Annotated in this window: 22 protein-coding genes and 4 tRNA genes; 11 read left to right on the top strand and 15 right to left on the bottom strand. The window is 60.5% G+C overall.

Annotation, left to right across the window (positions count from 1 at the left end):
* Position 1 precedes the first annotated feature (1 nt).
* The 3 genes from D6Z24_RS17370 to D6Z24_RS17360 are packed head-to-tail and all read right to left on the bottom strand — an operon-like array spanning position 2 to position 1,741.
* A complete protein-coding gene (locus D6Z24_RS17370) occupies positions 2–283 on the bottom strand; it encodes a J domain-containing protein (RefSeq protein WP_129127879.1) in 282 nt (93 codons plus the stop codon).
* Between the two features lies 1 nt (position 284).
* On the bottom strand, positions 285–509 hold the full coding sequence (locus tag D6Z24_RS17365; RefSeq protein WP_129127878.1) for a hypothetical protein: 225 nt from the start codon (positions 507–509) through the stop codon (positions 285–287).
* Between the two features lie 38 nt (positions 510–547).
* Positions 548–1,741: an MFS transporter gene (locus D6Z24_RS17360; protein ID WP_129127877.1), complete on the bottom strand. Its 1,194-nt coding sequence runs from the start codon at positions 1,739–1,741 to the stop codon at positions 548–550.
* A 902-nt stretch (positions 1,742–2,643) separates the two neighbouring features.
* Between D6Z24_RS17360 and rnk the strand changes: the two genes are divergently transcribed.
* A complete protein-coding gene (gene rnk, locus D6Z24_RS17355; RefSeq protein ID WP_129127876.1) occupies positions 2,644–3,072 on the top strand; it encodes a nucleoside diphosphate kinase regulator in 429 nt (142 codons plus the stop codon).
* A gap of 53 nt (positions 3,073–3,125) precedes the next feature.
* Here rnk and D6Z24_RS17350 read toward each other — a convergent pair whose 3' ends face one another.
* From D6Z24_RS17350 to D6Z24_RS17335, 4 genes are all read right to left on the bottom strand, one after another.
* A complete protein-coding gene (locus tag D6Z24_RS17350; protein ID WP_129127875.1) occupies positions 3,126–4,034 on the bottom strand; it encodes an AEC family transporter in 909 nt (302 codons plus the stop codon).
* A 37-nt stretch (positions 4,035–4,071) separates the two neighbouring features.
* Positions 4,072–4,719 carry a response regulator gene (locus D6Z24_RS17345; protein WP_129127874.1) on the bottom strand — a complete coding sequence of 216 codons (648 nt, stop codon included), beginning with the start codon at positions 4,717–4,719 and terminating at the stop codon, positions 4,072–4,074.
* A gap of 265 nt (positions 4,720–4,984) precedes the next feature.
* Positions 4,985–5,431 carry a hypothetical protein gene (locus D6Z24_RS17340; protein ID WP_129127873.1) on the bottom strand — a complete coding sequence of 149 codons (447 nt, stop codon included), beginning with the start codon at positions 5,429–5,431 and terminating at the stop codon, positions 4,985–4,987.
* A gap of 332 nt (positions 5,432–5,763) precedes the next feature.
* On the bottom strand, positions 5,764–6,723 hold the full coding sequence (locus D6Z24_RS17335; RefSeq protein WP_129127872.1) for an SGNH/GDSL hydrolase family protein: 960 nt from the start codon (positions 6,721–6,723) through the stop codon (positions 5,764–5,766).
* Between the two features lie 507 nt (positions 6,724–7,230).
* On the opposite strand from D6Z24_RS17335, the gene D6Z24_RS17330 reads away from it, so the two are divergent.
* Positions 7,231–7,884, top strand: a complete 654-nt coding sequence (locus tag D6Z24_RS17330; protein ID WP_129127871.1) for a fibronectin type III domain-containing protein — start codon at positions 7,231–7,233, stop codon at positions 7,882–7,884.
* 1,006 nt (positions 7,885–8,890) lie between these two features.
* Entirely contained in the window at positions 8,891–9,724 is an 834-nt protein-coding gene (locus tag D6Z24_RS17325) for a hypothetical protein (RefSeq protein WP_129127870.1), read from the top strand.
* Between the two features lie 233 nt (positions 9,725–9,957).
* Here D6Z24_RS17325 and D6Z24_RS17320 read toward each other — a convergent pair whose 3' ends face one another.
* Positions 9,958–12,189, bottom strand: a complete 2,232-nt coding sequence (locus tag D6Z24_RS17320; protein WP_129127869.1) for a vitamin B12-dependent ribonucleotide reductase — start codon at positions 12,187–12,189, stop codon at positions 9,958–9,960.
* Between the two features lie 235 nt (positions 12,190–12,424).
* Here D6Z24_RS17320 and D6Z24_RS17315 point away from each other — a divergent pair, with 235 nt between their 5' ends.
* The 8 genes from D6Z24_RS17315 (at position 12,425) to D6Z24_RS17280 (ending at position 16,848) form a co-directional block, all read left to right on the top strand.
* The gene (locus tag D6Z24_RS17315; RefSeq protein ID WP_129127868.1) at positions 12,425–13,495 is read left to right on the top strand and encodes a sensor domain-containing diguanylate cyclase; all 1,071 of its coding nucleotides are present in this window, start codon (positions 12,425–12,427) and stop codon (positions 13,493–13,495) included.
* On the top strand, positions 13,492–14,607 hold the full coding sequence (locus D6Z24_RS17310) for a right-handed parallel beta-helix repeat-containing protein (protein ID WP_129127867.1): 1,116 nt from the start codon (positions 13,492–13,494) through the stop codon (positions 14,605–14,607). The genes D6Z24_RS17315 and D6Z24_RS17310 overlap by 4 nt, the downstream gene beginning before the upstream one ends.
* 219 nt (positions 14,608–14,826) lie before the next feature.
* The gene (gene rph / locus D6Z24_RS17305) at positions 14,827–15,546 is read left to right on the top strand and encodes a ribonuclease PH (RefSeq protein ID WP_129127866.1); all 720 of its coding nucleotides are present in this window, start codon (positions 14,827–14,829) and stop codon (positions 15,544–15,546) included.
* Positions 15,543–16,136 carry an XTP/dITP diphosphatase gene (locus tag D6Z24_RS17300; protein WP_129127865.1) on the top strand — a complete coding sequence of 198 codons (594 nt, stop codon included), beginning with the start codon at positions 15,543–15,545 and terminating at the stop codon, positions 16,134–16,136. Before rph ends, D6Z24_RS17300 begins: the two co-directional genes overlap by 4 nt.
* 306 nt (positions 16,137–16,442) lie before the next feature.
* Positions 16,443–16,520 (top strand) — tRNA-Pro (locus D6Z24_RS17295).
* Positions 16,521–16,542: 22 nt separating this feature from the next.
* Positions 16,543–16,619: transfer RNA gene (locus tag D6Z24_RS17290), tRNA-Arg, on the top strand.
* A 12-nt stretch (positions 16,620–16,631) separates the two neighbouring features.
* Positions 16,632–16,707, top strand: a tRNA-His gene (locus D6Z24_RS17285).
* 56 nt (positions 16,708–16,763) lie between these two features.
* A tRNA-Leu gene (locus D6Z24_RS17280) sits at positions 16,764–16,848 on the top strand.
* A gap of 255 nt (positions 16,849–17,103) precedes the next feature.
* On the opposite strand, the gene D6Z24_RS17275 is transcribed toward D6Z24_RS17280, so the two are convergent.
* From D6Z24_RS17275 to xrtD, 7 genes are all read right to left on the bottom strand, one after another.
* Complete coding sequence (locus D6Z24_RS17275; protein WP_129127864.1) at positions 17,104–17,964, bottom strand: AAA family ATPase; 861 nt, start codon at positions 17,962–17,964, stop codon at positions 17,104–17,106.
* Positions 17,965–17,978: 14 nt separating this feature from the next.
* Positions 17,979–19,541, bottom strand: a complete 1,563-nt coding sequence (locus D6Z24_RS17270; protein ID WP_129127863.1) for a GumC family protein — start codon at positions 19,539–19,541, stop codon at positions 17,979–17,981.
* Positions 19,542–19,564: 23 nt separating this feature from the next.
* Positions 19,565–20,716 (bottom strand): porin family protein, encoded by a 1,152-nt coding sequence (locus D6Z24_RS17265; protein ID WP_129127862.1) that lies wholly within the window; start codon positions 20,714–20,716, stop codon positions 19,565–19,567.
* A gap of 40 nt (positions 20,717–20,756) precedes the next feature.
* Complete coding sequence (locus tag D6Z24_RS17260) at positions 20,757–21,359, bottom strand: polysaccharide biosynthesis/export family protein (protein ID WP_246014710.1); 603 nt, start codon at positions 21,357–21,359, stop codon at positions 20,757–20,759.
* A gap of 82 nt (positions 21,360–21,441) precedes the next feature.
* Complete coding sequence (locus D6Z24_RS17255; protein WP_162605167.1) at positions 21,442–23,529, bottom strand: tetratricopeptide repeat protein; 2,088 nt, start codon at positions 23,527–23,529, stop codon at positions 21,442–21,444.
* A gap of 29 nt (positions 23,530–23,558) precedes the next feature.
* Complete coding sequence (locus D6Z24_RS17250) at positions 23,559–25,187, bottom strand: MraY family glycosyltransferase (RefSeq protein WP_129127860.1); 1,629 nt, start codon at positions 25,185–25,187, stop codon at positions 23,559–23,561.
* The gene (xrtD, locus tag D6Z24_RS17245; RefSeq protein WP_246014709.1) at positions 25,188–26,702 is read right to left on the bottom strand and encodes a VPLPA-CTERM-specific exosortase XrtD; all 1,515 of its coding nucleotides are present in this window, start codon (positions 26,700–26,702) and stop codon (positions 25,188–25,190) included.
* Between the last annotated feature and the right edge of the window lie 3 nt (positions 26,703–26,705).

Here is a 26,705-nt window from a genome sequence, read left to right as displayed (position 1 = left end):
CTCAGTTCCGGTAGAAGTCCATGAACTGGTTCCTCAGCCGCTCGTCGGGGTTTTGTTCGTAGAACTCGTCCTCGGTGAACGAGAAGCGGTACCCTGCTACGTACTCCGAAACGATCCGGTAGGCCGCGTTTATCAGGCGGATCCTTTCCGGGTCCCCCTGCGCACCGGCATCGGGATGATGGCGCTTGACCAGCTCCCGGTGCCGGGCCTTTATCTCGCCCAGCGTCGCCCGCTCCCCAAGCCCCAGTATCTGCAGCGCCTCCTGCAGGTTCACGTAGGTCATGTCAGCGGCTCCTAAAGAGAGCGTCCAGCGTCGCGTCTATCTCGGCCAACACCTCGTCGGGCAAGCGCTCTATGTGCACGATCCGCTGCACGAGATCGGCCTGGACGAAGTCGGGGAGGAGCTTCACGATCTCGCCGGCGTCTTGCGCCGGGAGACGGGCGAGAAGGACCGCGATGGTCTGCGGCTGTTCCTGCAACAGCTTTTTCGCTATGGCTCGGTAGTTCATGCTCTGCTCCTTTGCGGCCGGGTCTCCCGCCCGCTGCACTATGGCACCTCGGCCTCCCGGCGCGGCGCGTTCTTGAGGAAAAGGGCCGCGAGCAGGGGAAGGGTGAAGATAAATGCGTAGAAGAGGAAGTAGAAGCTGCGCGCCACCCCCGCCGCGTCGGCCAGCTTTCCCACCAGCGGACCGCTCACCACGAAAAGAATCCTGAAGGAGACCGATTGCAGCGAGAGGGTCGCCGCCCGGTTCGCGCTCGATGACTCCTGCTGGGTGTGGGAGAGCATCATCGGTCCCCGGAAGCCGCGCATGCAGGTGAGCAGGTAGTAAAAGAGGAAACCCCAAATCCCCGCGCAGAGTCCGAGGCCTAGGTACCCCGCCGCCGTCAGCGCGAGAAAGAGCAGCACCATGCCGCGGTCGCCCAAGCGGTTGTGCAGCCGGTGACTCCCCAAGGCGCAAAGCGCCACGGTGAGGTTGGCGCCGGCCCAGACGGGACCGAACCAGGCGACCGGCACGCGGGCGTGCTGCATGTAGGGCTGGATCAGCCAGACCGGGTAGAAGGACGCGACCCCCAGCACCGTGTTGAGGAGGATCGTATAGCGCAGGTGCCGGTTCTCCTTAAAGGCGTAGCGTGCGGTGGCGATCGCCTCGGCGAGATGGGAGCGGGCGGGCGTATGCTCCCGTGGCGTTTCGACAAGGCGGCTCGTGACGGCGAGACCGGCTCCCCATACCGCGACCTGCAGCACGAAGGGGAGCCTCGGCTCGAAGGCGTAGATCACCCCGGCCATCACCGCTCCGGCTGCCTCGCCGATCTGGGCGAAGCCGTGCATGCGTCCCTGATGCAGGGCGTAGGAACGCTCGTCCCCCTGTGCGCGCAGCGTCTCATAGAGAAGGGCGCTGTCCGAGCCGCTTATGAAGGAGAGCGACATCCCGAGGGTGATCTCCGCCAGCAGCACGGTGGTGAAGGAGTTCGCATAGATGTAGATGCCCCAGCCCGCCATGCCGAGGGCCGCGGCGATGTTGAGGGCGCAGCGGTAGCCGACCCGGTCGCTTATGTAGCCGGCCGGGTAATCGAGTGCCAGGGTCGCCACCGAGAAGATGCTTTGCAAAAGCAGGATCTGGGTCAGCGAAAGCCCGATGTGGTCCTTCCAGAAGAGGGTTATGATCGCCATCGGAAACAGCATCATCTGCAGGAAAGAGAAGACGTAGAGCTTTCGTATGTTCCCGGAGAGACTATTCATCACAGCATCCGTACCCGCTCACGTGCGAATTTGCAAGGAGATTCTGGACGATCGGCGGCGTCAGTCGACCGGAGCGGGCATGAATCTGTTGACATTCAAGAAGTTGTATATATATGATTGGGCAACGGAAGCATCCCCGAAAGAGCGGTTGCGACAGTTACCGTCAGGCTTGGGAAAGGTTCTTCAGAGAATACTGGGGAACGGGAGTGCAGCTTCCCACGAAGCACTGCGTGAGCCTGACGAGGGGGGATTTAGCCTGGCCTGCCTGGCATCCGGGTGAGCAACGGAGCGCTTTTGTTCCCTTTGTAAAAACGGGAACCCTGGGCGCGGCGACGGCAGGTTTAGTGGGGCTACTTCAGTCAGAATAAGAGTTCAAGGGGAGGGACATGGCCGTACTTATCTTCATCATATGCTGCATCTGGCTCGCGATCGCGCTCATAGCGCTATTCTGCAAGTCCGATTGCTTCACCAGGTGGTAGGGGGCGTCATGGAGGCGTTACGCGAGAAGATGGAGACCTGCTGCAGGGACCTTCGGTCCGCACCGCAGTCTGCCCGCCGCTAAAAGTCCGGCAGGAACTCCTTATCGCACGGGCAAAGCAAGCGGGTGAGAACTCCCCCGACTGCCGGACCGCCTCCCCTTGTTGACGCCCACATGCAAAGATGCTAGGGTTGGGAACCTTAACGACTAAAAGATTCGAGGAAAACACAGCCGTGATCTCAACCCGTCTTTTTCATGCCGCCCTTTTTACCCGCCTGACCGCAGCCGCGTTGCTGCGCGGTCTCGCACGTTCCATGTCGGTGCCGGAGGGAAGGGTTTAGCTTTTATCGTACAGACCAACACCAAGACCCCCGCCGGCATGAGCCCGCGGGGGTTTTTTATTGCCCGAAAAAAGGAGAATAAAATGAAGCAAAGCGGTAAGGGTAGGCAGATATTCATCACGGAGTTCGACCTGGAGCGTCTCGAGGAGATGATCGGCGGTGTCGAACAAAGGTCGTCGCGCGACGGCAGATACCTTGCGGAACTGGAGCAGGAATTGACAAGGGCAGAGGTGGTCCCCTCCGCGGGCATCCCCCCTGACGTCATAACCATGAACTCGCGGGTGCGTCTGCAGGATCTCGATTCCGGCGAGGAGTTGGAATATACCCTCGTGTTCCCGGCAGACGCAGATCTGGAAAAGGGACGGATATCGGTGCTAGCCCCGGTAGGGACCGCGCTGATAGGCTATCGTGCCGGCGATCGCATCGCCTGGGCGGTGCCCGGCGGAAAGAAGAAGCTGAAGGTGAAGAAGGTCCTCTACCAGCCTGAAGCGGCGGGAGATTTCCACCTGTAACTGCGGTCAGAGCAAGCCCCGCCGGAGGCGCAGTCCCGGCGGGGAGCATGGTGTCAGGCGGTGAGGCGTGTCAGCCAGTAGACGGCGGGGATGGTTCCGAAGGAGAGGATGATGCCTATCCCTATCATGGCCACGGCGAGGTCGGCCTCCATCCCGGCGACGACGGCGAGCGCACCGGCCGTCACCATAGGCGGCATGGCCGCTTCGAGGATCGACACGTCGACCACCATGCCGGCAACCCCCGCCATCCGGCAGACCGCGAGGGCGAGGAGCGGTGCCGCCGCGAGCTTCAGCGACAGCCCGAAGGCAAGCGGCCCGAGCACCCTGCGCGGCAGTCTCAGCCTCATCTGCAGGCCGATCGCCGTCATGACCACTGGGACGAGGGTGAGAGAGACGTTTTGCAGCGCCTGGGCGAGCTTCTCCGGGTAAGGCCAGGAGCGGGCGGCAAGGGCGACCAGCAGGGCGATGGTGGGGGGGAAGAGAAGCATCTTGCGCACCATGGCCGACAGGCGCACCGATCCGTCCTTGCCGTAGAGGGCAAGAATCATCGAGCCGTAGGTCACCATGATGATCATGGTTCCCAACTGGTCGTAGATGATGAGGTAGGGAAGGCCGGCCGCTCCGAAGAAAGCCTGGACCATGGGGACGCCAAGAAACGAGGTGTTGCCTAGCGGTACCACGAGGAGCAGCACCCCGACCGATGCACGATCCCAGTGCCACAGCCGTGCCGCCCCGAGTACTGCGGCCACCGACAGGAAGAGCATCCCCCAAGGCACGAGCGCGGCGGTGAGGATGTCGCGTGAGAAGACGATCTGCGGCACCTTGAGGAGGATAAGCGCCGGCAGCGACACGTAGAGGGCGAACATGTTCAGCACTTGCGCCGAATCCTTCGGGAAGGCCTCGAGACGGCGAAAGAGCATCCCGAGCAGTACGAACACGCCGATGATGATGAAATTTTCCATTCCTGCCTGATTCTCCTGCAATGCCGCAACCGGCAACTCAGATCCGGTTCACGTCTATCATAGCCTCGCCCATGACGTACTCCGTCTTCGCGTCCCTGGACGCTTCCGCCAGTCGCGCCACGATGCGGCGTATCTTGTCCAGCTCAAGCTGCATGTCCGAAAGATGCGTCCGGACCTTTTCTTCATCGCCGACATCGCGGGAGGCGAGGCGGAGGTGCCAGAGGATCGCGGTGAGCGGGTTGTTGAATTCGTGGCTTATCGCGACCGCCATTTCCCGCAGCAACTTGAGCCTTTCGAGCTCTAGGGCCATCTGCTTTTCACGCCTCGAAGCGAGGTGTAGTGAGACCCGCGCCAGGAGTTCCTCGGGGTGGAAAGGCTTCACGATGTAGTCGTCCGCCCCTGCCTCGAACCCCTTCACCTTTTCCCCCCCGGAATCGCAGCCGGTGAGGAATATGATGGGGATCTCGCGCGTCCTCACATCACCCTTCAACCGGCGGCAAACGTCATAGCCGTTCATCACCGGGAGGTTCACGTCGAGCAGAATCAAGTCCGGGGGCATTTCCACCACGGCGGAGAGCGCCGATGCGCCGTCTTCTTCCACCCTGACCTCATATGCGCCTTCGAGTATGTCGCGCAGATGGGCCTGCGACACCTTGCTGTCTTCTACGGCGAGTATCTTTTTCATAGGTGCTCCCGAAAGACCTGATCTCCCGCTAGGCCAAGTACCATTTCATAAAAAGGGGAGTTTGCCAATGCAAAAAAGGTCCGATGGTCAAGTGATCGTCGTCGAAGGAGCGGTGCCTTGGAATGAAGGGACCGGTTGGGGAGGTCGGTACGGGCAGCGCCGAGTTTTTTGCAAAGGCAGGAAAAGTGGGGAAATAAAACACGAGAACCCGCCGCCGCGGGTTCTCGTGTAAGTCTCTTGCGGGTGTTGTGGCGCTGTCAGATGTCTAGATCTCCGGTGAGTAGCGCTTCTCGCACTCGTTTTTGAGTTTCAGGTACTCATCCTTTGAGATGGTACCCGCTGCGAGTTTCGAGTCGAGCGTCGTGATCTCCTTGTTGCGTTTCTTCTCAACCACCGATACCGTGCTCATGTAGTTGAGCGTTTCGGCACCGTTGTACCCGCTGACCGGGTCCCATGCCACGGATATCGGCCAGCAAAGCAGGTTGACGATGCCTATGCCGTAGTTCCTGGTATAGAAGGACCCTCCACCAGGAAGGATGCCCAGCCATGCCGCCGTAGCGGGATCCTTCTCCTGGACCGCCAGTCCGTTGTTGCGGTACCACTTGAGCTCCGCTTTTTGCGGTCCGCTCAACTCCGTGGCACAACCGGCGAGCACCGCGAGCAGCAAGATCACCGCTGTCGTCATTGAGGCAACTGTCCCTTTAGATCTCATGATCGTCCCTCCTTTTCCGATTTCGGTGCGGCAAAAGGGTGCCGGGTTTTCCGGCCCGGTCGACGCCCCTTGTTGCTTAAAGTCGGGGAGATCTGTATCAGTGGAGCAGCGCCTTGTATCCGGCAATGATTAAAGAGGACCATGCATCACAGACCTCTGTCAAAAGAGTATGTCTTAGTGAGATGAAGTCAAGCTCTTTGATGCATGAAAAAGAGTGTAAGTTTCTGATTAGCTGCATGAATTGCATTGAAAAGAGGGTGGGCAGGAGACTGCATCGGGCCGACGGCAAAAACCGGAGCTCCTCTGCGAGAGGCTCCGGTTTTTGCATCCGGTCACTTAACCAGCTCAGACAGCGCCCGTTGCGCAAAAATGGAATGCACCTTCTCCGTTGGATGTATGCCGTCCCAGAACAGGAAGGTGTTGGGAGTGCTACAGGCGTAGGGGGCGAAGCCGGGCGTGACGCAGGTGGCGTCGACGACGCTGAGTCCGAATTCGGCCGGGTTGCCGACTATTTCTCCCAGCGTGCTGAAAAGGTCGACTCTTACCACCTCCATGTCGGCTAGCTGGGAGGACATCGAGGTCAGAAGGTAGTCGAGCAGGTAGTTGTAGTATTGCGATATCTGGCGGGCTGCGGTAGCCGCTCCCGGCACTACTTTGTCGGTAGCGATGAGCGCCGGGGTAAGAGAGAGATCCGGAGCGAAGCAGACCAGGAACTTCCTGGCGCCTGCGTTGTAAAGGGCGGTGATGTTTGACTGTACCGACGACACCGCCTGATCGATGATGCCGGGATTCTGCTCATCGAGGGCGTCCCTTATGTCATTGCCTCCGAATTCAATGACGTAAAGGGCGTCTGCCGGGGCGTGGCCGCCGAAAACGTTGAGGAAGGTGTTTACCTCGTAGCTCATGGTTGCCTTGCCTGCCTTGTCGCATGCCCTGGCCCCGCCGATTGCGTAGTTGGTCGCGGCGCCCCCGAAGTCGCGGAAGGCCGGACGGGTGTTGCCCGAAAGCGAGAGCTGACGTGCCAACTGCTCGATCCAGGTCATGCCGTTGCTGAAGTGGTGGCCGCCTCTTGCGTAAGGCCTGTCTGGTATCAGCAACTCGTCGAGGAACTGGTAGGGAGGTGTGTTTGCCGTGCCGGAGATGGCAAATGCGTTGCCAGGGTCGGAGAGGCTGTCGCCGAAGACGATGATCCGGTTGAATGATGTCTGTGCCCCGGCCCACGCCGGTACCATAAGTGAGAAGACCAGAAGAAGCCCCAGTGTTGCCCGCAGCTTGGGAAGAATCGTTGCCATAGAATCCTCCTTTTGAGTGACTGCTTGTGACAGCAACTAAAGATCCATCCTGCTCGAGCCGCCTACCCTCCTTTCTGCAGGTGCAATGAGTGCAAGTCTATGACTTTTAGTGCTTCCTGCAACTTTTATTGATACAGTAAGCCCACATCTTTTCCCCGGTCCGCCTGAGACGGCACTACTTCCGTTGCTGGTTTGCCCCGTGACCTGCCAGCCAAACTCCGGCGGCAGTCAGCATCGTTTCCATTCCGGCGCGCATCCCCCCACAAACCAATAGTACCCGCATTGATAGGTCCAATACTACATGCTCAGCGCGTCCGTCTTAATGCCACCCTCGTTACTACTTTGCTTCTTGTTTCATGCGGTGCGGCTTCCGACCCGTGACGCTACGCCACGGGCATTCGTTAAGCGATCCACCGGGTATGGGGGGGAGCGGTGGTGAGACGAGCCACTTGACGGCGTGGAATGCTCTGGTAGATTGGAGAAAATTCATTTTACGGGAGGAGAGACATGAACCCTACGGACAGATTCGTGATGAACCATGCGAGTATGGCCCCTCCGCAATTTGTGACGTGGCTCGATGATGCCGCCACTTTACAGGCTGCGCACATCAAGATCAGTACCCTGATGGACTCATGGGTGCCGACGTCACCGCAATTCAGGATCCACAAGGAAAACATCGCGAATGAATGGGAGAAGGCTTTGGCGCTTAACTTGCGCACGACGAAAGGACTCCAGATGGCCACCTCGGCGGCGGTGGACGATGTTTATATCAACGCCGCCTACCTCGTGATCAGGGCAAAGAAGGATAAAGACGAGGCGTGGCTTCATAACAACGGCTTCACCTTGAAGGAAAAGACTAAAAGGATTTACGCCCGGCCCGTTTCTTTTTTAGGCCACGTGCTTAGGGTGAAGAACGGCCCGCAAATCGGGGAGGTCACCGTGAGTTGGGATAAAGACCCCGGGGCCGGTTCCTACCAATTGCAGATTTGCAAGGGACATCCGCAGGGGGAAGAATCATTCGAAGATTACGCTCAGTTGACGTTGGTTCGGACCATCATTGGCAATCGGGAACGGGCGACCTGGTATTATTTCAGAGTCAGAAGTGTCGGCAACAACGAGTACGGTCCGTGGAGTGAACCCGTTGGGATCGTTATTACCTAGCCCGCCGACGTGACCGCAGCAATCGGCCGGTCCCTATGCTGCGGGGACCGGCCCCCGCCTCCATGCATCTTGTCACATCATCCGTTCAACATCCGGAAGGCCCCTCGGTCCGCGAACCCATTCTTGGAGTGACGGAACGCTTCCCTGCCCCGAAGAATGCATCCGTCGAGTGACGGAAGGCTTCCGTGTCCCGAGGAATGCATCCGCTGAGTGACGGAACGCTTCCCTGCCCCGAAGAATGCATCCGTCGAGTGACGGAAGGCTTCCGTGCCCCGAGGAATGCATCCGCTGAGCGACGGAACGCTTCCCTGCCCCGAAGAATGCATCCGTCGAGTGACGGAAGGCTTCCGTGCCCCGAGGAATGCATCCGCTGAGCGACGGAACGCTTCCCTGTCCCGAAGAATGCATCCGTCGAGCGACGGAACGCTTCCGTGCCCCGAGGAATGCATCCGCTGAGCGACGGAGCGCTTCCGTGCCCGGAGGAATGCATCTGTCGAGCGACGGAGCGCTTCCGTGCCCCGAAGAATGCATCCGCCGAGCGACGGAACGCTTCCGTGCCCCGAGGAATGCATCCGCTGAGCGACGGAACGCTTCCGTGCCCCGAGGAATGCATCCGCTGAGCGACGGAACGCTTCCGTGACCCGAAGAATGCATTCGTTGAGCGACGGAACGCTTCCGTGCCCCGAGGAATGCATCCGCTGAGCGACGGAACGCTTCCGTGACCCGAAGAATGCATTCGTTGAGCGACGGAACGCTTCCGTGCACCGAAGAACGCATTCGTTGAGCGACGGAACGCTTCCGTGCCCCGAGGAACGCATTCGCCGGGCGACGGAACGCTTCCGTCACACGAGGAATGTCTTCCTAATAGGATCTCAGGCATTTAACGTTGTTTGTCACGATCATTTGTTGTATTAAAATATTTTGCCTTCGTCGCCCTGCATGGTTGAAGCTCTGAAATGTGAGGCAGGCGGCGGTGATGAATTTCAATGAAGGAGGAGACTGCTACATGAAGAAAATGATTACGGCTGTACTGGGAGGAGTGCTTTTGACCGCGGGCGCGGCCCACGCGGAGCACAAATTGCTCGTCACGGAGGTTCTCAATAAGAACCAAGTTGAGGCACAGGCGCAGTTCGAGTACGCCCACGCAAGCGGCGACGTGAAAGGCGCTGTTGAATCGGGCAAAATTTTTACGAACACTACGGAATCCATCTACTCCCTCGGTGTCGGCCTTGGGCACGGCTTGGAAGTGTCCGCTTTCATGCCATACGTTTTCAGCGAACGGATGAAAGTGCAGGTTGACGGGCTCGAGCCCGAGTATGAGAAACGGGACGGCTTTGGGGACTTCGCACTCCAGGCGAAATACCGCCTGCTCGGCGGTGAGGAAGAGCCGTTCACGGTGGTTGCGGGCCTGGGCCTCAAATTCGATACGGCAGGCAACGATGACGCCGGCACCGGCACCACCGACGTGAGCCCCTTCATCGCCGCGAGCACCAACCTGGGTGATCATAACACCCCGTATGCCATCTATCGCGCCACCATTCGCAATCACGGCGAGCAGGACACCCATACCATCTCTCTGGGCCTGGAGAAGGAAATGAACCATACGGTGACCCTCGACGCGAAGATCGACGCCAACTTCAACACCTCAACGAGCAATGTTACGGCCAATGAGGAATTCAACTTCGAACTTGCCAGCTATATCCAGATGGCGCACAACCTCTATCTGCTTCCGAGCGTCGCCTACGTAGTCGCCACTGACCAGAAAGAAAAAGGATCCGACATCCGCCTCGAATCCGTGGACGGTTACCGCGCCGGGCTTTCCCTGTATTACCTCTTCTAGCAGGAGAGTAGAATCAGGTAGTAGCCGCCCGCTTCAGGACATGCTGAAGCGGGCGTTTTTTCAGGTCGGGATATTTTGTAAGCCAAAGGCTAGGGGGGGGCATCAGGGCTGGTTCGAAAACGAAAAGGGGACCGCACATGCATGCGGCCCCCTTCGTGTAATGCTACTTCATTTTTACTCTTTGCTCAGCGCGTCTTTAAGACCCCTCGCAGCTGTCCCTTCAAACTACCTCGCTACGCGCACTCGGAGTAGCCGCAGACGCGGCAGACGGCGCAGCCGCCTTCGTGCTCCACGACACCGCCGCACTCGGGGCAGGCGCCTTTCTCGAAGGCGGGGGCTTCGACGACTTCACCATGGCCGGTGATCGCCAGGTGCGACTGGATCGCCTTGGCGACTGCGTCGGCGCAGGAAAGGATCTTGTTGTCGCCGAAACCGCTCGGGCTGTGGCAGGAGATGCCGAGGAGCTGCTTCACGACCTGACGTGCCTGCACGCCGCTTCTCCAGGCAAGCGACACCATGCGACCGATCGCCTCGGACTGGCTGGCGGCGCAACCGCCTGCTTTGCCCATGGTGGTGAAGACTTCGAAGAGGCCGGTGGCGTCTTCGTTGATGGTGATGTACAGCGGCCCGCAGCCGGTCTGCATCTGGTAGGTCCAACCCTTGAGCGCCTTCGGACGCTCGCGCTTGTTGCGCTTCTCTTCCGCGGTCATCGGCGCGACAACCTTCGGCTCTTCCTTCTTGCCGACGGAGAGAACCTGCTCGTCGCGGGAGCCGTCACGGTAGATGGTCACCCCTTTGCAGTTCATCTCGTAGGCGAGACGGTACACCTTCTCGACGTCTTCGATGGTCGCTTCACGCGGGAAGTTGACCGTCTTCGATACCGCATTGTCGGTGTGGCGCTGGAAGGCCGCCTGCATGGTGATGTGCTCTTCGGGGGTGATGTCGTGGGCGGTGACGAACACGTCGCGCACGTCCTCGGGAATGGCGCTGATGTCTTGTACGGTGCCGTGCTCGGCGATACGCTGCATCAGCTCGTCGCTGTAGAAGCCCTGGTCCTTGGCGATCTTCTCGAAGAGCGGGTTCACCTCCACGAGGATGTTCTTGTCCATCACCTGGCGCACGAAGGAGACGGCGAAGAGCGGCTCGACGCCGGAGGAGGCGTTGGCGATGATGGAGATGGTGCCGGTCGGGGCGATGGTGGTGACGGTGGCGTTTCTCACCGCGGCGCCGCCGGGGACGTCGTACACGCTACCCTTGAAGTTCGGGAACGCGCCGCGGGTTTTGGCGAGCTCGCGGGAGGCGGCGTGCCCTTCGTCGTTGATGAACTGCATCACCTTCTCGCCGAGTTCGATGGACTCCTCGGAGCCGTAGGGGACGCCGAGCATGATCAGCATGTCGGCCCACCCCATGACGCCGAGGCCGATCTTCCTGTTGGAGCGGGTCATCTCGTCGATCTGGGCCAAGGGGTAGTTGTTCACCTCGATGACGTTGTCGAGGAAGTGCACGGCGGTCTTCACCGTCTCTTTCAGCTTGTCCCAGTTCACCTTGCCGCCGGCCACCATCTTGCCGAGGTTGATGGAGCCCAGGTTGCAGGACTCGTACGGAAGCAACGGCTGCTCGCCGCAGGGGTTGGTCGACTCGATCTCGCCTATGTGCGGGGTCGGGTTGTCCTTGTTCAGACGGTCGAGGAAGATGATGCCCGGCTCGCCGTTTTCCCAGGCCTGCTTCACGATGCGCGCGAACACCTTGCGGGCGTTCTGGCTGCCGGCCGGTTTCTTGTCGCGCGGGTTCATCAGGGTGTAGTCGCGGTCCGCGTCGACGGCCTTCATGAACTCCTCGGTGATGCCGACGGAGATGTTGAAGTTGTTCAGCTGGCGCTGGTCGTTCTTGCACATGATGAAGTCCATGATGTCGGGATGGTCGACACGCAGGATCGCCATGTTCGCACCGCGGCGGGTGCCGCCCTGCTTGATGGTCTCGGTGGCGACGTCGAAGACGCGCATGAAGGAGAGCGGGCCGCTGGAGATGCCGGTGGTGGACATGACCACGTCGTTGGCCGGGCGCAGGCGGGAGAAGGAGAAGCCGGTGCCGCCGCCGGACTTGTGGATCAGCGCGGTGTGCTTGACCGACTCGAAGATTTCGTCCATGCTGTCGCCCACCGGAAGCACGAAGCAGGCGGAGAGCTGCCCAAGCTCGCGCCCCGCGTTCATGAGGGTCGGGGAGTTCGGGAGGAACTCGAAGTTGGTCATCATCGCGTAGAACTTGTCGGAGAGCGCGGAGAGGTCGGCTTTCTTGTCGAAGACGGCGTCGGCCTGGGCGATCGCGGTCGCCACGCGACGGAACATGTCGGCGGGGGTCTCAAGAGGCTTGCCTGACTGGTCCCTCTTCAGGTAGCGCTTCTCTAGTACTGTCTGTGCGTTCTTGGTGAGGCCCGGGATCTGTCCCTTTTCGGCGGTCTTCTTCATAACGTTTCGTTCTCCTTGGATAAATTATCATGTCGCCATGCGAATCGCTCAATACCACATTTAGTGGGCGGCGAGAAATAAACCACAAGATGTATGACGAAGTCAAGCGTTAATAGATTAAAATTTCGGGCCGTCATAAAAAACGAAAATGCCGGTGTTTACGCCTCAGGGGCATTTACAACGGGAGCCCCGCTGTGTTATTAATGACGGGTTAATTTTCCTTCCCGGAGGCTCCATGAGCCAGTGTGATTGCAATAGCCAGAAGGAGTCGCTTGAGTCCCAGGTAAAGGGGCTCAAGGATCTGATAGAGGTCGCCAAAGCCGTCGTCTCTACCTTGGATCTGGACACGGTGCTGCAGGCGATCCTGACGAGCGCGATGCGGTTCGCGGGCACCCCGGCGGGGAGCGTCGCGCTCTACTACGATGCGAGGCGCGAGCTTAGCCTGCACGCGCACTCGGGTCTCACCGCCGATTTCGTGAAGAAGGAGCGCTGGGAGGTGACCCCCGGAGGGCTCACCGAGCAGGTGCTTCTGGCCGGCGAGATCTTTTACATCGAGGACACCCAGCAGACCCCGTTCTTCAAGAACCCGATTGCCCTAAAGGAAGGGATCCGCTCGCTTGTGTGTGTTCCGCTCGTTTTCCAGGAACGCATCGTCGGCATCCTTTATCTCGATGACTTCGAGCCTAGGTGCTTCGACCGCGACAAGCTGAACCTCCTCTCGATTCTCGCGTCCTTCGCCGCGATGGCGATCCATAACGCGACGCTGCACAAGCGGACCAAGCTTCTGGCCATCACCGATTCGCTCACCGGACTGCACAACCACCGTTACTTCAAGCAGTACTTCCGGCAGGAGATGGCGCGCGCCAAGCGGTACCACAAGCCGTTCTCGATCATCATGATGGACGTGGACGACTTCAAGAGCTACAACGACAGCTTCGGTCACGCCACGGGCGACAGACTCCTCGAGCTCATGGGGGAGCTGATCCTGCAGACGATCCGCTCCGTAGACGTCGCCTTCCGCTACGGCGGCGAAGAGTTCATCGTGCTTTTACCCGAAACCCGCCTCGACCAGGCGATCCTCGCCGCGGAGCGCCTGCGTGACAGCGTGCAGCAGGGGACCGCGAAGAGGCCCGTGGACGGGGCGAACCGCGGCGTCACCGTGAGTATCGGTGTCGCGAGCTACCCGGACAACGCGGACAAGATGGACGAGCTGTTCAACATCGTCGACTCCCTGCTCTACCTGGCCAAGCGCCGCGGCAAGAACAAGGTCTATCACCAGGAAAGCCTGCAGATACCACCAAAATGAAGAGATATCCCATACTACTTATCCACGGGCTGCTTCTGGCGGCCCTTTTTTGCCATCAGGCCCAGGCCGCCGATACTCCCGCCGCCGCCGCGCCGACCGCGCCTGCTTCTGCCCCCGTTCCCGCTCCCGCTCCCGAGCGCGCCGAGGCGCCGTTCAAGCCGCAGAGCACCTTTGCCGACCGTGTTCTCGCCGAGGACACCGTCTGGAAGGGGGAGGTGCTTGTCGAGGGGGCGGTGACCGTGGCCCCACAGGCGACGCTCACCGTCGAGCCCGGGACCGTGGTTCGTTTCAAGAAAGGGGCCGGGGACCCGGTCCTCGTGGTGCAAGGACGGCTGGTCGCCTCCGGGAGCAAGGAGGAGCCGATCCGTTTCACGTCGCTCTTCGCGGCGCCCGCCGCCGGTGACTGGCAGGGGATCGTCCTACTCGGTAGCGAGAAGAACAACCTCCTGGAAAACTGCCGCATCGAAGGGGCGGCCGCCGGGGTCGAAGCGCTTTTCGCGAACGTGACCCTGAAGGGGGTGCGCGCCGAGCGCAGCACCACCGGGATGCGTTTCCAGGATGCCCTTGTGACCATGGAGGGAGGGGGCGCCTCCGACTGCGACACCGGCATGAGCTTTTTGCAGAGCGAGGCGACCGTACGCGGCGTGAGCGTGGTCGGCAACCGGGTCGGTATCGAGGCGCGGCACACTTCGATCTACCTGCAGGACGGAAGTCTTGCCATGAACCGCTCCGCCTTTTCCTGCGACAGCTGCAGGTTGAAGCTCGCCGGCGGGGCGGTGCTCGACAACGGCCGCGGCGTTACCCTGTTCGAGACCGAGGGGAGCGTGACCGGTGCGAAGCTTGCCAGAAACAGCGACTACGGGCTTTCGCTCACCGGTTCGCGGGTGAGGGTGAGCGACAACGTGATCACCGGCAACGGTGCACAGGGAGTGCTCGTCTTCGACGGTTCCGCAGTAGCGTGGGACAACGTGATCTCCGGTAACGGCGGGCATGATATCTACAACGCAGGCAACGAGGAGTTCCGCGTCCCCAACAACCGCTGGGGCGAGGGTGGACCTAAGATCTACGACAACGGCGGACGGGGCAGGGTGAACGTGAACCCGAAGCGGTGAAGCCGTTCTACGTTCGGCGTTCAACGTTAGGGCTTTGACCTTTGCTGAAAGCTAGGGCAGACGTGGCGGCACGGACCGCTGTACGAGAAAATGATAGTATCCGCGCTTGTTCGAGCGGGTATACAGAACCAGCAAACAATTAACGTAACTGCTGCAAGGTTGGCAAATGACACGTTGAACGCTGAACGTTGAACGTTGAACCGGTTTTAAAGGAGCTTTATGACACGCAGAAACGGCCGTGCGGCTGATGCATTGAGGGAAGTAAAAATCACGCGCAATTACCTGAAACACGCCGAGGGATCGGTGCTGATCGAGTTCGGGGACACCAAGGTCATCTGCAACGCGACCATCGAGGGCAAGGTCCCTTCCTTCCTGAAAGGTAAGGGGACGGGCTGGGTCACCGCGGAGTACTGCATGCTGCCGCGCGCAACGCACACCAGAAACCAGCGAGAGTCGGCAAAGGGGAAACTCTCCGGACGCACCCACGAGATCCAGCGCCTGATCGGCAGATCGCTGCGCGCGGTGGTCGACCTGGAAAAACTGGGCGAGCGCTCCATCCTCATCGACTGCGACGTGATCCAGGCCGACGGCGGCACCCGCACCGCTTCGATCACCGGAGCTTACGTCGCGCTGGCCGACGCCCTGCAGACCCTGGTCGACGCCGGGGAACTCTCCCAGAGCCCGCTGCGCGAGGCGGTCGCCGCGGTGAGCGTCGGCATCGTCGATGGAACCCCCTTCCTCGACCTCGACTATCCCGAGGACTCCTCGGCAGAGGTGGACATGAACTTCGTGATGACCTCCTCGATGCGTTTTGTCGAGGTGCAGGGAACGGCCGAGGCGGAGCCTTTCACCCTCGACCAGATGGACGCGATGCGCGGCCACGCCATGCTGGGGCTCACCCGTCTCTTCGAGATCCAGAGAGAGGCGCTTCAGGCATGAAAGAGCTCCTGGTCGCATCGGGAAACAAGGGGAAACTGCGCGAGTTCGGAGAACTGTTGCGGGGCGTGGTGGATACCATACTCTCGCCGGCCGACTTCCCCGATCTCCCGGACGTCGTGGAGGACGGGGCGACCTTTGAGGAGAACGCGATAAAGAAGGCGCTCTCCGCGGCGCGTTGCACCGGGCGGCCGGTTCTTGCCGACGACTCGGGGCTTTGCGTAGATCATCTCTGCGGTCGCCCAGGCGTCTACTCGGCGCGCTTCGCCGGTGAGGGGGCGACCGACGCCGACAACAACGCGCTCCTCTTGCGCGAGCTTGAGGGCGTTCCGATGGAGAAGAGGGGCGCCGCGTTTCACTGCGTCATAGCGCTCTGCCTTCCCGACGGGACCTGCCGGACCTTCGACGGCGCCCTTGCCGGGGTGATCCTGGAGGCGCCGCGGGGGGAGGGGGGCTTCGGTTACGATCCCCTCTTCATGGTACCGGAGTACGGGCAGACCTTCTCCGAGCTTCCCATGGAGATCAAGAACGCCATCAGCCACCGCGGACGCGCCATGCAGATGCTCAAAGAGGCACTCACGCAAAGCAGCTAAGACGCAAGCAAAGCGGAAAACCGTTTAACAGGGATGAAGGGGATAAAGGGGATAAAGGGGATAAGGTCAAAGTCCCTTCGAAAGCAAGAAAGGGCTTTGCCTATCAACGCAAATAAGCCAATGGGCGGAGATGCAAGGAAGGCAAGGCTGGGTAAATATTATCTTTTTTGCATATCCTCTTTGTGTCTTTGCTGCTTCGCGTCTTTACCTTGAAGGGGTTGTAAAACGGCTTCGAGAAAAACTCGGGGGGCATAAAAAAGGTGTTGCGCGGCTCCAGAGGCTGTGCTATAAACGTGCTTCTTGAATCGGGGTGTAGCGCAGCCTGGCTAGCGCACCTGCCTTGGGAGCAGGGGGCCGGAGGTTCGAATCCTCTCACCCCGACCACTCAACAGCAGGCTTTACTTCTGCGCCTGTAGCTCAGCTGGATAGAGCAACGGCCTTCTAAGCCGTAGGTCAGAGGTTCGAACCCTCTCAGGCGTGCCACAACTGAATATGGTGGGTATGGTGAAGCGGTTAACACAAACGACTGTGACTCGTTCATACGTGGGTTCGAATCCCACTACCCACCCCAACCATAAAGGCCAACCCCGTTAACAGCGGGGTTTGTCGTTTCAAGCGTACGATTTTGCGAGAGTGGCGGAATTGGCAGACGCACCAGACTTAGGATCTGGCACCGCAAGGTATAGGGGTTCAAGTCCCCTCTCTCGCACCACCCGTCATTCAAAAGGGTTACCTCTTCCGGGGTAACCCTTTTTGTTTGTGCAGCAGTTCGTGTAACCTTTCGTGCGACCTATCATGCCCCCTCTGGGGGTGCGGCTTGCTTCAAGTCTGCACTATCCGGGGGATCAGTTCGCAACCTCGGCTGATGCCCGGTTTGCCGGTTCTTCTGTGTGTGCCGCAAGTTCGACAGCTTTGCGGCAAGGCGGCTTTGCACGCTGTGCTGGCGAAGTGCGACGGTGTGATCGACTCACATCTGGTTCAGGACCACCCCAATGATCTTGCGCTGAGGCAACCTGGCCATGGCATTTACGATTTCCTTTCTAGGTGTCCTGCCTGATCTGACCACGACGATGATGCCGTCAACCAGCGGGGCCAGCGCCATGGTGTCGGCGCAGGAAAGAACCGGCGGTGCATCGAAAACTATGAACCGCTCTGGGTAGCGGTCTCTCATTTCTTCGGTCAGGCTGCGCATCCTCGGGGAACCGAGCAGGTCGCTGAATCCGTTCATCGTCTTGCCGCCGGAGACGACAGTCAGCTTTTCAATCCCGGGCCAGACTACGATCTCCGAAAACGGGACGTCATGCAGCAGGTGGTCAATGAGCCCCTTGCTGCTCTCATAGCAAAGTAGCCGGTGCACGTGCTGTTGCCGGAAGTCGCAATCCACCAGCAGGGCCGTTTGGCTGAACTCCTTGGCGAGGGTAATGGCCAGGTTGATCGCCGTCGTTGTCTTTCCTTCCCCCGGGACGGCACTGGTGACCATCAGCGTCTTGCCGCACCCCATTTCCTCAAATCGGCTCATGATCTGTGCGCGCAGAATTCTGTACGTCTCTACCTCCGGGATCCGGTTGTCAATCGCGATGCATCTGTTATTAAGCACCGTCTGCATGTCGAGTCGCACAGTACGGGAGACGGAATACACCGGGGAAAGCCATCCGACCTTCGCCTTGTCCCATGACGTTTCCGCCATTTCCTGCTCCTCCGAAGGCGCAATCACTTGCTCCATTTCCTTCGGCTCCAGGTGGGCGGCCGCCTCGTTCTCCTGCAGCTTTTGCGCCATCTCCGGCAGTTTTATGAGCCGAACCGCGTCGGCACTGTTCTCCATGGACATGATGGTCTCCTCTTCTAACCTGGCGATTTGCGATAAATCTGCGTCAAGAGGACATTCAGATCCATCACCAGGTAGTGTACGGCAACGAGGCCGATGATGGCCCCAAAGGCTACCAGGGCCGTGGCCAGGTAGCGCCTGTTCCTGGCTGAGCCCCGATCCGTCGCGGTGACGATGTGCGGGACGGTCACGAGGACCGTGACGCCGGTGAGCTCGGCGAGAGCGTCCGCTGATCTGACCGATTGGTCGCAGGCCTCCTTTACGGCCGCCCATCCCACCCCCGAGCCGATGCCGAGTGCCAGTCCGATCAGGATGATCGCCGGCACGTTGGGGCTGAAGGGGCGCTCCGGCAGCCGGGCCGGGTCGACCAGGGTGAAACGCTCGCCAAGCTGCTCTTTCTCCATGCTGTGGGCCATCCTGACGTCCATGGATTTTTTGGATAGGTCGTCGTATTTTTGCTGCAGGTTGTTCCGCTCGACCATCAGGCTTTTGTACGCCTCTTCTACATGGGGGGTCGCGAAAATCCGGCTCTGGTAGCTTGCACGCCGCTTGGCGGTGTCGGCAATCTGGCGCCTCACCGATTCGATTTCGGAACGGGTTCCTGCCAGTTGGGATTGCAGGTTGATGTAGGCCGGGTTGTCCGGCGTACCTACGGCCGGCTCACGGTTGGCTGACCGGATCCGCTGCTCTAGCTCTGCAATCTCTCTCCTCGTCTTGATCACGTCCGGGTAGCGGTCGGAAAAACGGCTGGTCAGATCGGCCAGCCTCAAATGAAGTTGCCTCAGCGCCTCCTTGTCGTTCGCGGCGAGTTCCGGCTGCACGTTGCTCAGCTGGCTTTGCAGGAACTCTTCTCTCTCCCTGAGGGTTCTCATCTGGTCGTTCAGCTGCCTTATGTCGCGGTCGGCCTGGTCGTATGACTGCATGTTGACCTGCGACAGCTCGGGAAGCGACTGGATGTTCCTTTTTTTGAATGCCGCGATTCTCCCCTCGATGTCGGCAAGGCTTGCCTGGACCGCCTCCATCTCGCCCTGGAAAAACTTGGAGGTCCCAAGGGACTGCTTCTCCCGTTCCTTGAGGTTTTCCTCCATGTATAGCGATGAAAGTTCGGTGGTCACCTGTTGTGCGACCTCCGGCGTGGTGCCGGTGTAGCTGATGGAAAACGCGATGGTCGCCTGGGCCGGTCTGCCCGAGCGGGGGTCGATGACGTCCGCGCTTATCGTGGTGAATTTGATGTCCTTGACCATCTCCGCCACCACGTCCTCCAGGGATACCTTGTTGCGCAGATCCGCATACAGGTTCAGCCGCTTGATCAAATCGATGAGCCTCGGCGTCCCCATGATCCGTTTGTTGATCGCCTGCAGTCGCTGATCCGCAAAACTGGTGATGTTCGCCTTGATGTACTCGCTCGGCACTTCCTGCGCCTCGATCAGGATCGTTGCGGTCGAGCGGTACTTCCGCGGCAGGGTCAGGGCGGCAACGACGGCAACCAGGAGGATGATCGCTGCGGGAACGAGGAGCTGACGCCTGCGCCTCTTGAGAATTTCCACGATGTCCTGAACGCTTTTGATTTCGCTGTCCACTGCACCCTCCCTGTCCTGACACTTCACTCGAAAAGATCGGTCCGGGCCGTCAGCTGAACGAACAGCTTGTTCCGGAAGGCGGTCCCGGCCGGGCTCTCATTGTCGAGGAGAAAGCATTCGTAGCCTAAGTCTGCGGTAAAGCTGCGGTTGAACTCGTAGCGCAGCGACAGCGAGCCCCGCACGCTGGACTCGTCCGCGTTCCCAAGAAGTGCGGAGACCGCATCCGCCTTGCTTCGGTAGTACCCGGCACCGGCCAGCGCGAAGAGTTGGTAACTGATCCGTTGACGCAGGTTGAGGGTCACGATGTTCCTTTCCACAGACGTTCCGTAGCTTCCCGACGCGTTGCTGAGTTCCCTTGCGTATGCGAGGCTCCCGTTGAACTTCTCCCCTGTGTAATCAAGCGCCCCCCTGAAGGTCCATCCGGCGCCGTGGTGCGCCATGCTGTAGGTGGGAAGTGAGGCCCCCTGGAGCTCGGTTTTCGTGTAGCGTCCCCCCGTATCGACGGAGAAGGACCAGAGTTCGTTTAACTGCATGCTGCCGCCGACGCTCAACTCGTAGTTCTCGGTGAGCGAGGCCGTGTACTCGCTGCGGCTGAAACGCAGGGCGCAGCGTAATTTGAGCAGGGATAGAAGCCGCTGCGCGTCGTAGCCAAGGGCGGCCCCAAGGCTCTGGACGGTCACGTCGGATAAGGCATCGTCACGGGCGTAGTCGATCCTTTCGTAGCGGTAGTCAAGGAGGACCGACGTCAGTTCGCCGACACGGCGTTCGGCCCGGGCTCCGTAATTGTGGCGTCGGCTGGCACTGCTTAGCGGCTGGCCGCTGCTCTCGATTTCGCGGTCGGGCCACGACTCCCTCCGGTATGAAGCGTCAGCGGCAAGGGCGAGCAACGGCGTCAGGCGCCAGGTGCCGTTCCCTTCATAGATCTGGTCCACTTTGTCCATCTGGCTGTCCCTGCTGTAATGCAGCGCATCGAGCCGCGCCGCCAGGGAACCGCTCAAGAGCTCGTTCCTGCCGGTCACGCGTATCCCGGGTCTGGCGTGGGAGATGAAGGTTTGGAAGCGGTGAGAGGAACTGGTGAAAAGGTTGTCCGTGTATTCCTGCATCACTGACAGCGACGGGGTGAGCGCGGTCTGGGCAGCGGGCGCCGCCGCGGGGTGAGCCAGCGGGAGCAGCATGGCGCAAACGGCCCCGGCGCACCAAATCCCCTTGGGGTTGCTACGGCACGAAGAGCACATCGCTGCGTTTGAGTGTGATGTTGTCCTGGAGGCGTGCGCCGCTTGTCACGTCGTCGTAGTCGAAGGGGATGATCCGGGTTGCGCCATCTTCCTCCCGGAATATCTTGATGCTCCCCCGCTTGGCGTAGGGGTTGAGCCCTCCTGCCATGGCGAGTGCCTGCAGGACGTTGACATTACCGTTCAATTGGAGCCGGCCGGGGTTGTTCACCCGCCCAAGGACATAGACGAACAGGCTGTTCACCTGCTTCACCTCGAGGGTCAGGTTCGTCTCCGGGACATAGATCGAGATCCGCTCTGCGAGCTCGCTTCTGAGCGCTGCCACGCTTTTGCCGCCAGCCGCCACTTCGCCGATCAACGGGAAAACGATCTTGCCGTCGGCGAGGACGACCACGGTCCTAGTAAGGCTTGGATCCTTCCATACCTCGATGCCCAGGATGTCCCCCGGTCCGACAAGGTACTCGCCGACGGTGGTGGGGAGCGCCGCGGGAGGGGCCGCCTGGGCGCAGCTGACGCCAAGGCAGAGTACGGCGGTGACTGCTAGCGAAACGATCTTCAGCATGACCGAACTGACGGTTTCCAGCATGGCTGATCCCCTTTCTGCCGTGAGGTTCTGATCTTCACGGCGCATGCACCGTTTAGGCATGGCATGGCCGGTTCTGCCGATGTCAGAGCTGGCTCAGCATCGTGGATGCAGTCTGTTTCTCCGGGAAATCACCCCCTGCCAGCGCCTTGCTCAAACAGTTGCGGGCTTGGTCTTTTTTACCCACACGCATGCATGCCATGCCGAGGTGGTAGCTTATCGTCTGGTGCCCCGGTCGCCTGGCGTCCGCTTTTTCCAGCAGTTCCATCGCTTTTGGGTAGTTTCCGCGTTTGTACTCGATCCAGCCGAGGGTATCCAGGAGGCTCGGGTCGTCCGGCCGCTTTCGCGCCAGATCGCCGACCAGCCGTCCGGCCCGCTCCAGGTCGGCGGGAGAACCGCCGTTTTCGGCGAGGAAGTATGCGTAATCGTTCACTACGCGCCACTCTTTCTGATGGCTGGCGAAAAGCCTCTCGTAGGTTTTCTTCGCCTTCGACACCTGAGAGGCGCGCGCGTAGAGGCCTGCCAGGGCGAGTGACGCCTGGACGTTGTCGGGGCTCACTTTGCCGACCACGACTTCCATTTCCGAAGCGGCGCGTGCCGGGTTCCCTTCCTGCGCATGCAGGTCGCTAAGGCGCCAGTAAGGGAGTGGCGAACCGGGCGCCTTTTGCTTCACATGCCTGTACGCCGTCTCGGCCCCGCGGTAATTTCCGGCCAGGAAGTGGAGGTCGCCCAACTCCAGTTGCGCCTCGAGGTCGTCAGGGTGCCTTGCCAGGTACTGCGTCATTCTCCGTTCCCCCTGGCGATACTCTTTTTGCAGCAACGACAACCGCGCGAAGGCCCGGTTGACCCGCAGCGAATCCGGCTCCAACCGTTCCGCCTGCTGCAGCGTTTCCAGGGCCAGCTTCGGCTCGCCGTTGATCTGCTGGGCATCGGCCAGGAACAGGTAGCCGTCGATTTCCTGGGGGCGGTCACTGGTGACGGTGCGGAAAGCGGTCATCGCCGCCAGGCCTTCCTTCCTTGCCAGGTGTATGCGCCCCTTCAGGTAGGTGGCGTCGATGTTGCGGGGGCTCGCTTTCAGCACCTCGGCCAGGTATCCTTCCGCCGCGCCGAGCTCGCCCCTCAGGAAGCAGCCGCGGGCGAGCAGGTTGTTTGCCTGGATCGCTTCAGGTTTTTTGGCGTTCCCGGCGAGAGCGATGCACTCCTTGAGCAGGACGGTTGCCTGCTCGTTTCTTCCCGTTGCCGCATACAGCTCGCTAAGCGCGGTGCGGAGACGGAAGCTTTCAGGAACATTCACGATCCCCTCTTTGAGAAGCGCTTCGGCTTCGTTTTGCTGCCGGTGCAGCAAGTAGAACCGTCCCAGGTCCAGCAGGCACTGTTCATGTTTGGGGTGCGTGGCCCGCAGCTTTGCCAGGAGGGCGCGGGCGTCGTCCAGTCGGCCGGCATCCCAGTACAGGCCGGCGAGGGTGATGCCGTACCCGTACTTGGCCGGTTCCAGCCTCATCATCTCGCTGATGCTCCCCGCAGCGTCGTCCACCCGATTCTTCGCCGCGTAAAGATCCGCCAGCGACTTCAGGATGCCGACAGAGGTCGGATTCCTGCGCGCCCCTTCCTTCAGTGTCGCCTCGGCACCCGCGTCATCCTTCATGGCCCGGCGCGCCAGGGCGAGGCTCTGGTATGCGTCCGGCTTCGTTACCCCTCCCGCGATCAGCCGCTCGAGTATTTCGCGCCCCCGTCCCCAGTCCTTTCTGACCATATGGATGGCTGCCTGCAGCATCATCCCTTCCCCGTGGTCCGGGCGCGCCTTGAGTACCAGGTCGGCCTTTTCCTGGGCCTGGGCCTTCCCCTTTTCGTCCAGAAGCAAAAGAAGCTTGCCCAGTTCCACCTGGCCATTTAGGTGGTCGGGGGCGATCTGCACGACCTTCTGGAAGCACTGGAAGGCCCGGAATACGTTCCCCTTGCGCAACTCAACCAGGCCCAGCAGGTAATGCGCGTCGGCGAATTTCGGGTCGATCTGGATGGCGTTCCTCATTTCCAGGGAGGCCTTTACCAGGTCCCCCTTGTCCATGAGTTCCTTCCCCTTGTTGTAGAAACGCATCTTCTTCTCGTCGGGGCTGCTGCACCCGTTCAGGAAGGTGAGCAGCGCGAGCACGAGCACTACCGTTGCGCGAGGCATATCGTCCTCCCTTGCCGATATGAATGGCATCACACGGCCCACCGTACCACCGGTATCGCCAGGGCGGCTACCGTGCCGCCCGCCAAGACTGCGTACTCCCCTCGCAATTCAGCCATCAGCACCTCGCAGCCGTAATAGAGGATCAGGATCTTCACTGCGACCATGCCGAGCCTGAAATCGGGCGTCGCCGCTTCCGGCAGCAGCGCAGCCGCGGCCAGGAAGACGATGAGGAAATCCATCGGGGTGCTTTTGAAGGCCGCGTTGCGTCGCGTCACCTTGGGGACCAGGATGAAAAGGAACGTGACGAGGCCGAACACGACGTTGCATGCCCTGGCCGCAAGGGGCGCCTGGCTGTCGAGCCACTGCCCCGAGAGGTAGACCCCGTAGGGGACGATTAGGTAGATGATGGCGTGGAGCAGAGGTTCAAAGCCCGCCGGGAGCAAAAAACGCATGGCGGCCAGCGCCAGCATGAACACAACGGCCGAAAGGGCAAAAGGGGTGCTGGGAGGTCCTGACAAGGCGAAGGTCAGAACGAGTAGCGCCGGGTACAGAAAGCACAACGCGCGAAACATGTAGATGACCACCGGCGTCTCGTCGCGCATGACGCGCAGGCGCTCCTTGACACGCGTCAACGCCCGGGTGCGCCTTGGCTCCCAATTCCTTTTCCGCGACAGGGCAAAAAGGGCAAGCACCGCCGTCGAAAAGAGCAGATAACCTCCGAGCAGGAGCCAGTCGGAGAAGAAGCGCAGGTAATAGGCCGCCACCACGAGGGAGACCTGGATCAGGTAGATCACCAGGACCGATTCGGTATGGTGCAGGCCCAGGGCAAGGAGGTTATGGTGGAAGTGGGTCTTGTCGGCCGCGAAAGGGGAGCATCCCCGGGCGATGCGCCCTGTCATCACCGTCATAGTGTCGAGAACCGGGAAGCCGAGGATGAGCAGCGGAACGACCGGGCTAAGGGGCGTCACACCCTGGGTCAGGGACAGTGCGAGCGTGATCGCCGAAAAGCCCAGGAACTGGCTTCCGGTGTCTCCCATAAAGACCGATGCGGGAAAGGTGTTGTAGCGCAGGAAGCCGAAGATGGCGCCGCAAAGCGCCACGGCGATGAGGCAGATGATGGCGTCGCCCTCCTGCCAGGCCATGAAGCCGATCTCGGCGATGCACAGCAGGCTAATCCCCCCGGCCAGGCCGTCCAGCCCGTCCGCCAGGTTGATGGCGTTGGTCACGCCGACGATGGTGATCAGGGTCAATGCCGTCAGCATCCAGGCCGGGACGGTCAGCCATGCGGGCAACAACGAGCCGAGGGTCGCGATGCGCACCCCTCCCTCGACGATGATTACCGTTGCGGCGATGGACTGGCCGCATAATTTCCAGAGTGGGGAAATGTCCCACAGGTCGTCCGCCAGGCCGAAGAGGACCAGGACCAGCGCGCCCGCAAGGTAGGCGTGCAGGAACTCGTTCCCCCATTCCCAGCGGATGAGCGGCGCGCAGGTTCCCAGCACCATGGCGAGGCCTCCCACCCTGGGGATCGGCCGGTTGTGCACCTTGCGCTCGTTTGGGAGATCGACCAGGTTACACCAAAGCGCCACCCGTGACAGGATCGGGATGGCCACGGCTGTCAGCAGCATCGATGCGATGAGTGTGGTCAGTAGGTTCATTTAACGACTCGGCAGAAACGTTGCCAGGACCGGCATGGCCTGCCGGGCGAAGTCGGCAACCCGGCGTTCCGAATCGGCGGCCTGTTCACCGGCATCAATAGGCGTAATCAATCGCACGAGGGCCCCGTCGGTACGGCGAAGCATGAGTGCGTCCCAAAAAGCGTAAAGCTTCAGTTCAAGCATGTTCGTCAGCACCCGCCCTCGCTGGGGGAACCAGTAGTAGACAAGAAGCCTCTCGCCGTTTTTCTGCAGCGCGGCCCGGTTGACAGAACAGAGTTCGCCACGGGGGCCGATGGGGAGCATCGTCAGTCCGGAACCTTCAAAGAGCCAACCGCTTCCGGGGAGGCAGCTGGAGGGTGAATGGCTTGATTCGCCCTTGCGCTGGCTCTCGTTATATGCCACGTACAGGCTCACCGTTTTGGCACCGGTGTCCCTGAAATCAGCCAGCAGGTAATCGCTCGGTTTGAGGGAATCAAGAGTTGCGCGTTCCATCGTCAATCGATTTCCTTGCCACTGGCCGAGGGATCGGGGGAATTCCGACAGAGGCTTGGCCAGCGGCACCCGCTCACGGAAATCCACCACCCTCACCGTTATCACCAGCCCGGCCAGCAGAAGGGCTGCGCACCACTTGAGCCAGAGCGCCGAAGCGCCGCCGGCAGCGATGTCGTGACGGCTGCATTTCGGGGACGAAGGTTCAGCCGGGTTTTCCGGGAGCCGTTTCAGCAGCCGCATTTCCCCAAGCAGGGCCACAAGGCTCACCATGAAGATCAGCCAGCCGGAAAAATCGTGGAAAAATCCTTCTGCCACCTGTGCGCCGAAGACGGGATAGAGCAGCCCCACACTAGCGATACGCATACCGTTGACGATGATGGTCAGCGGGACGGTCGAAACAACCAGCAGCGCACGTTTCCAAAACGGCGCGCGAAAGAAATAGGCCAGCAACACCCCGAGAATTAGCAACGGCAACAGGTAGCGCAACCCGCTGCAGGCATCCACCACTTGCAGTCGGGTGAAGCCCAGGTCGATCACGTTGCCCTCGCGAAACGCGGTGACGCCCAATACCTGCAGGATGTGCACGCCGAGCGCCGAGGAGACCAGCTTAAGGTTGAGGGACAGGGTGTTGTTGATGAGACCCGGAAAGGGGAATATGGCCATGCTGAAGAGCAGGGGGAACAGGATAACGCGGAGCTTTTGCCATCCGAGGTGCATCAATAGCAGCCCTGCTACCATGCACCAGGATGAGAGGAAGAGCGTGTAGAACTCCCCTCCCAAATCCCCTAACAGGTAGAGCAAAATCCCGACTCCCAACGGCAGTAGCCCCCACGCGGAAGGAGTTGAGGGGCGAGCCCTCAACATGCAGCGCTTATCCCAGAGGAGGTATCCCACGATGAACGGGACAACATAGCAGTAGGTATGCTCCTCACCGTTCCACATCCTGATCAAGTAGGAGGTGCTCTCCCTGAACAGGAGTAACAAAAGAATCAGGTAGATGCTTGCCAACACGCGCTGATGCATGAA

The organism is Geomonas oryzae, assembly GCF_004117875.1.
In the GTDB taxonomy this organism is placed as follows: Bacteria; Desulfobacterota; Desulfuromonadia; order Geobacterales; family Geobacteraceae; genus Geomonas; species Geomonas oryzae.
This window is presented reverse-complemented; position numbering and strand designations above follow the sequence as displayed.

Bases quoted from the DNA above. Each gene is read 5' to 3' on its own strand.
- D6Z24_RS17370 (WP_129127879.1), bottom strand. From the start codon at position 283: ATGACCTACGTGAACCTGCAGGAGGCGCTGCAGATACTGGGGCTTGGG.
- D6Z24_RS17365 (WP_129127878.1), bottom strand. From the start codon at position 509: ATGAACTACCGAGCCATAGCGAAAAAGCTGTTGCAGGAACAGCCGCAG.
- D6Z24_RS17360 (WP_129127877.1), bottom strand. From the start codon at position 1,741: ATGAATAGTCTCTCCGGGAACATACGAAAGCTCTACGTCTTCTCTTTC.
- rnk (WP_129127876.1), top strand. From the start codon at position 2,644: ATGAAGCAAAGCGGTAAGGGTAGGCAGATATTCATCACGGAGTTCGAC.
- D6Z24_RS17350 (WP_129127875.1), bottom strand. From the start codon at position 4,034: ATGGAAAATTTCATCATCATCGGCGTGTTCGTACTGCTCGGGATGCTC.
- D6Z24_RS17345 (WP_129127874.1), bottom strand. From the start codon at position 4,719: ATGAAAAAGATACTCGCCGTAGAAGACAGCAAGGTGTCGCAGGCCCAT.
- D6Z24_RS17340 (WP_129127873.1), bottom strand. From the start codon at position 5,431: ATGAGATCTAAAGGGACAGTTGCCTCAATGACGACAGCGGTGATCTTG.
- D6Z24_RS17335 (WP_129127872.1), bottom strand. From the start codon at position 6,723: ATGGCAACGATTCTTCCCAAGCTGCGGGCAACACTGGGGCTTCTTCTG.
- D6Z24_RS17330 (WP_129127871.1), top strand. From the start codon at position 7,231: ATGAACCCTACGGACAGATTCGTGATGAACCATGCGAGTATGGCCCCT.
- D6Z24_RS17325 (WP_129127870.1), top strand. From the start codon at position 8,891: ATGAAGAAAATGATTACGGCTGTACTGGGAGGAGTGCTTTTGACCGCG.
- D6Z24_RS17320 (WP_129127869.1), bottom strand. From the start codon at position 12,189: ATGAAGAAGACCGCCGAAAAGGGACAGATCCCGGGCCTCACCAAGAAC.
- D6Z24_RS17315 (WP_129127868.1), top strand. From the start codon at position 12,425: ATGAGCCAGTGTGATTGCAATAGCCAGAAGGAGTCGCTTGAGTCCCAG.
- D6Z24_RS17310 (WP_129127867.1), top strand. From the start codon at position 13,492: ATGAAGAGATATCCCATACTACTTATCCACGGGCTGCTTCTGGCGGCC.
- rph (WP_129127866.1), top strand. From the start codon at position 14,827: ATGACACGCAGAAACGGCCGTGCGGCTGATGCATTGAGGGAAGTAAAA.
- D6Z24_RS17300 (WP_129127865.1), top strand. From the start codon at position 15,543: ATGAAAGAGCTCCTGGTCGCATCGGGAAACAAGGGGAAACTGCGCGAG.
- D6Z24_RS17275 (WP_129127864.1), bottom strand. From the start codon at position 17,964: ATGTCCATGGAGAACAGTGCCGACGCGGTTCGGCTCATAAAACTGCCG.
- D6Z24_RS17265 (WP_129127862.1), bottom strand. From the start codon at position 20,716: ATGCTGCTCCCGCTGGCTCACCCCGCGGCGGCGCCCGCTGCCCAGACC.
- D6Z24_RS17260 (WP_246014710.1), bottom strand. From the start codon at position 21,359: ATGCTGGAAACCGTCAGTTCGGTCATGCTGAAGATCGTTTCGCTAGCA.
- D6Z24_RS17255 (WP_162605167.1), bottom strand. From the start codon at position 23,529: ATGCCTCGCGCAACGGTAGTGCTCGTGCTCGCGCTGCTCACCTTCCTG.
- D6Z24_RS17250 (WP_129127860.1), bottom strand. From the start codon at position 25,187: ATGAACCTACTGACCACACTCATCGCATCGATGCTGCTGACAGCCGTG.
- xrtD (WP_246014709.1), bottom strand. From the start codon at position 26,702: ATGCATCAGCGCGTGTTGGCAAGCATCTACCTGATTCTTTTGTTACTC.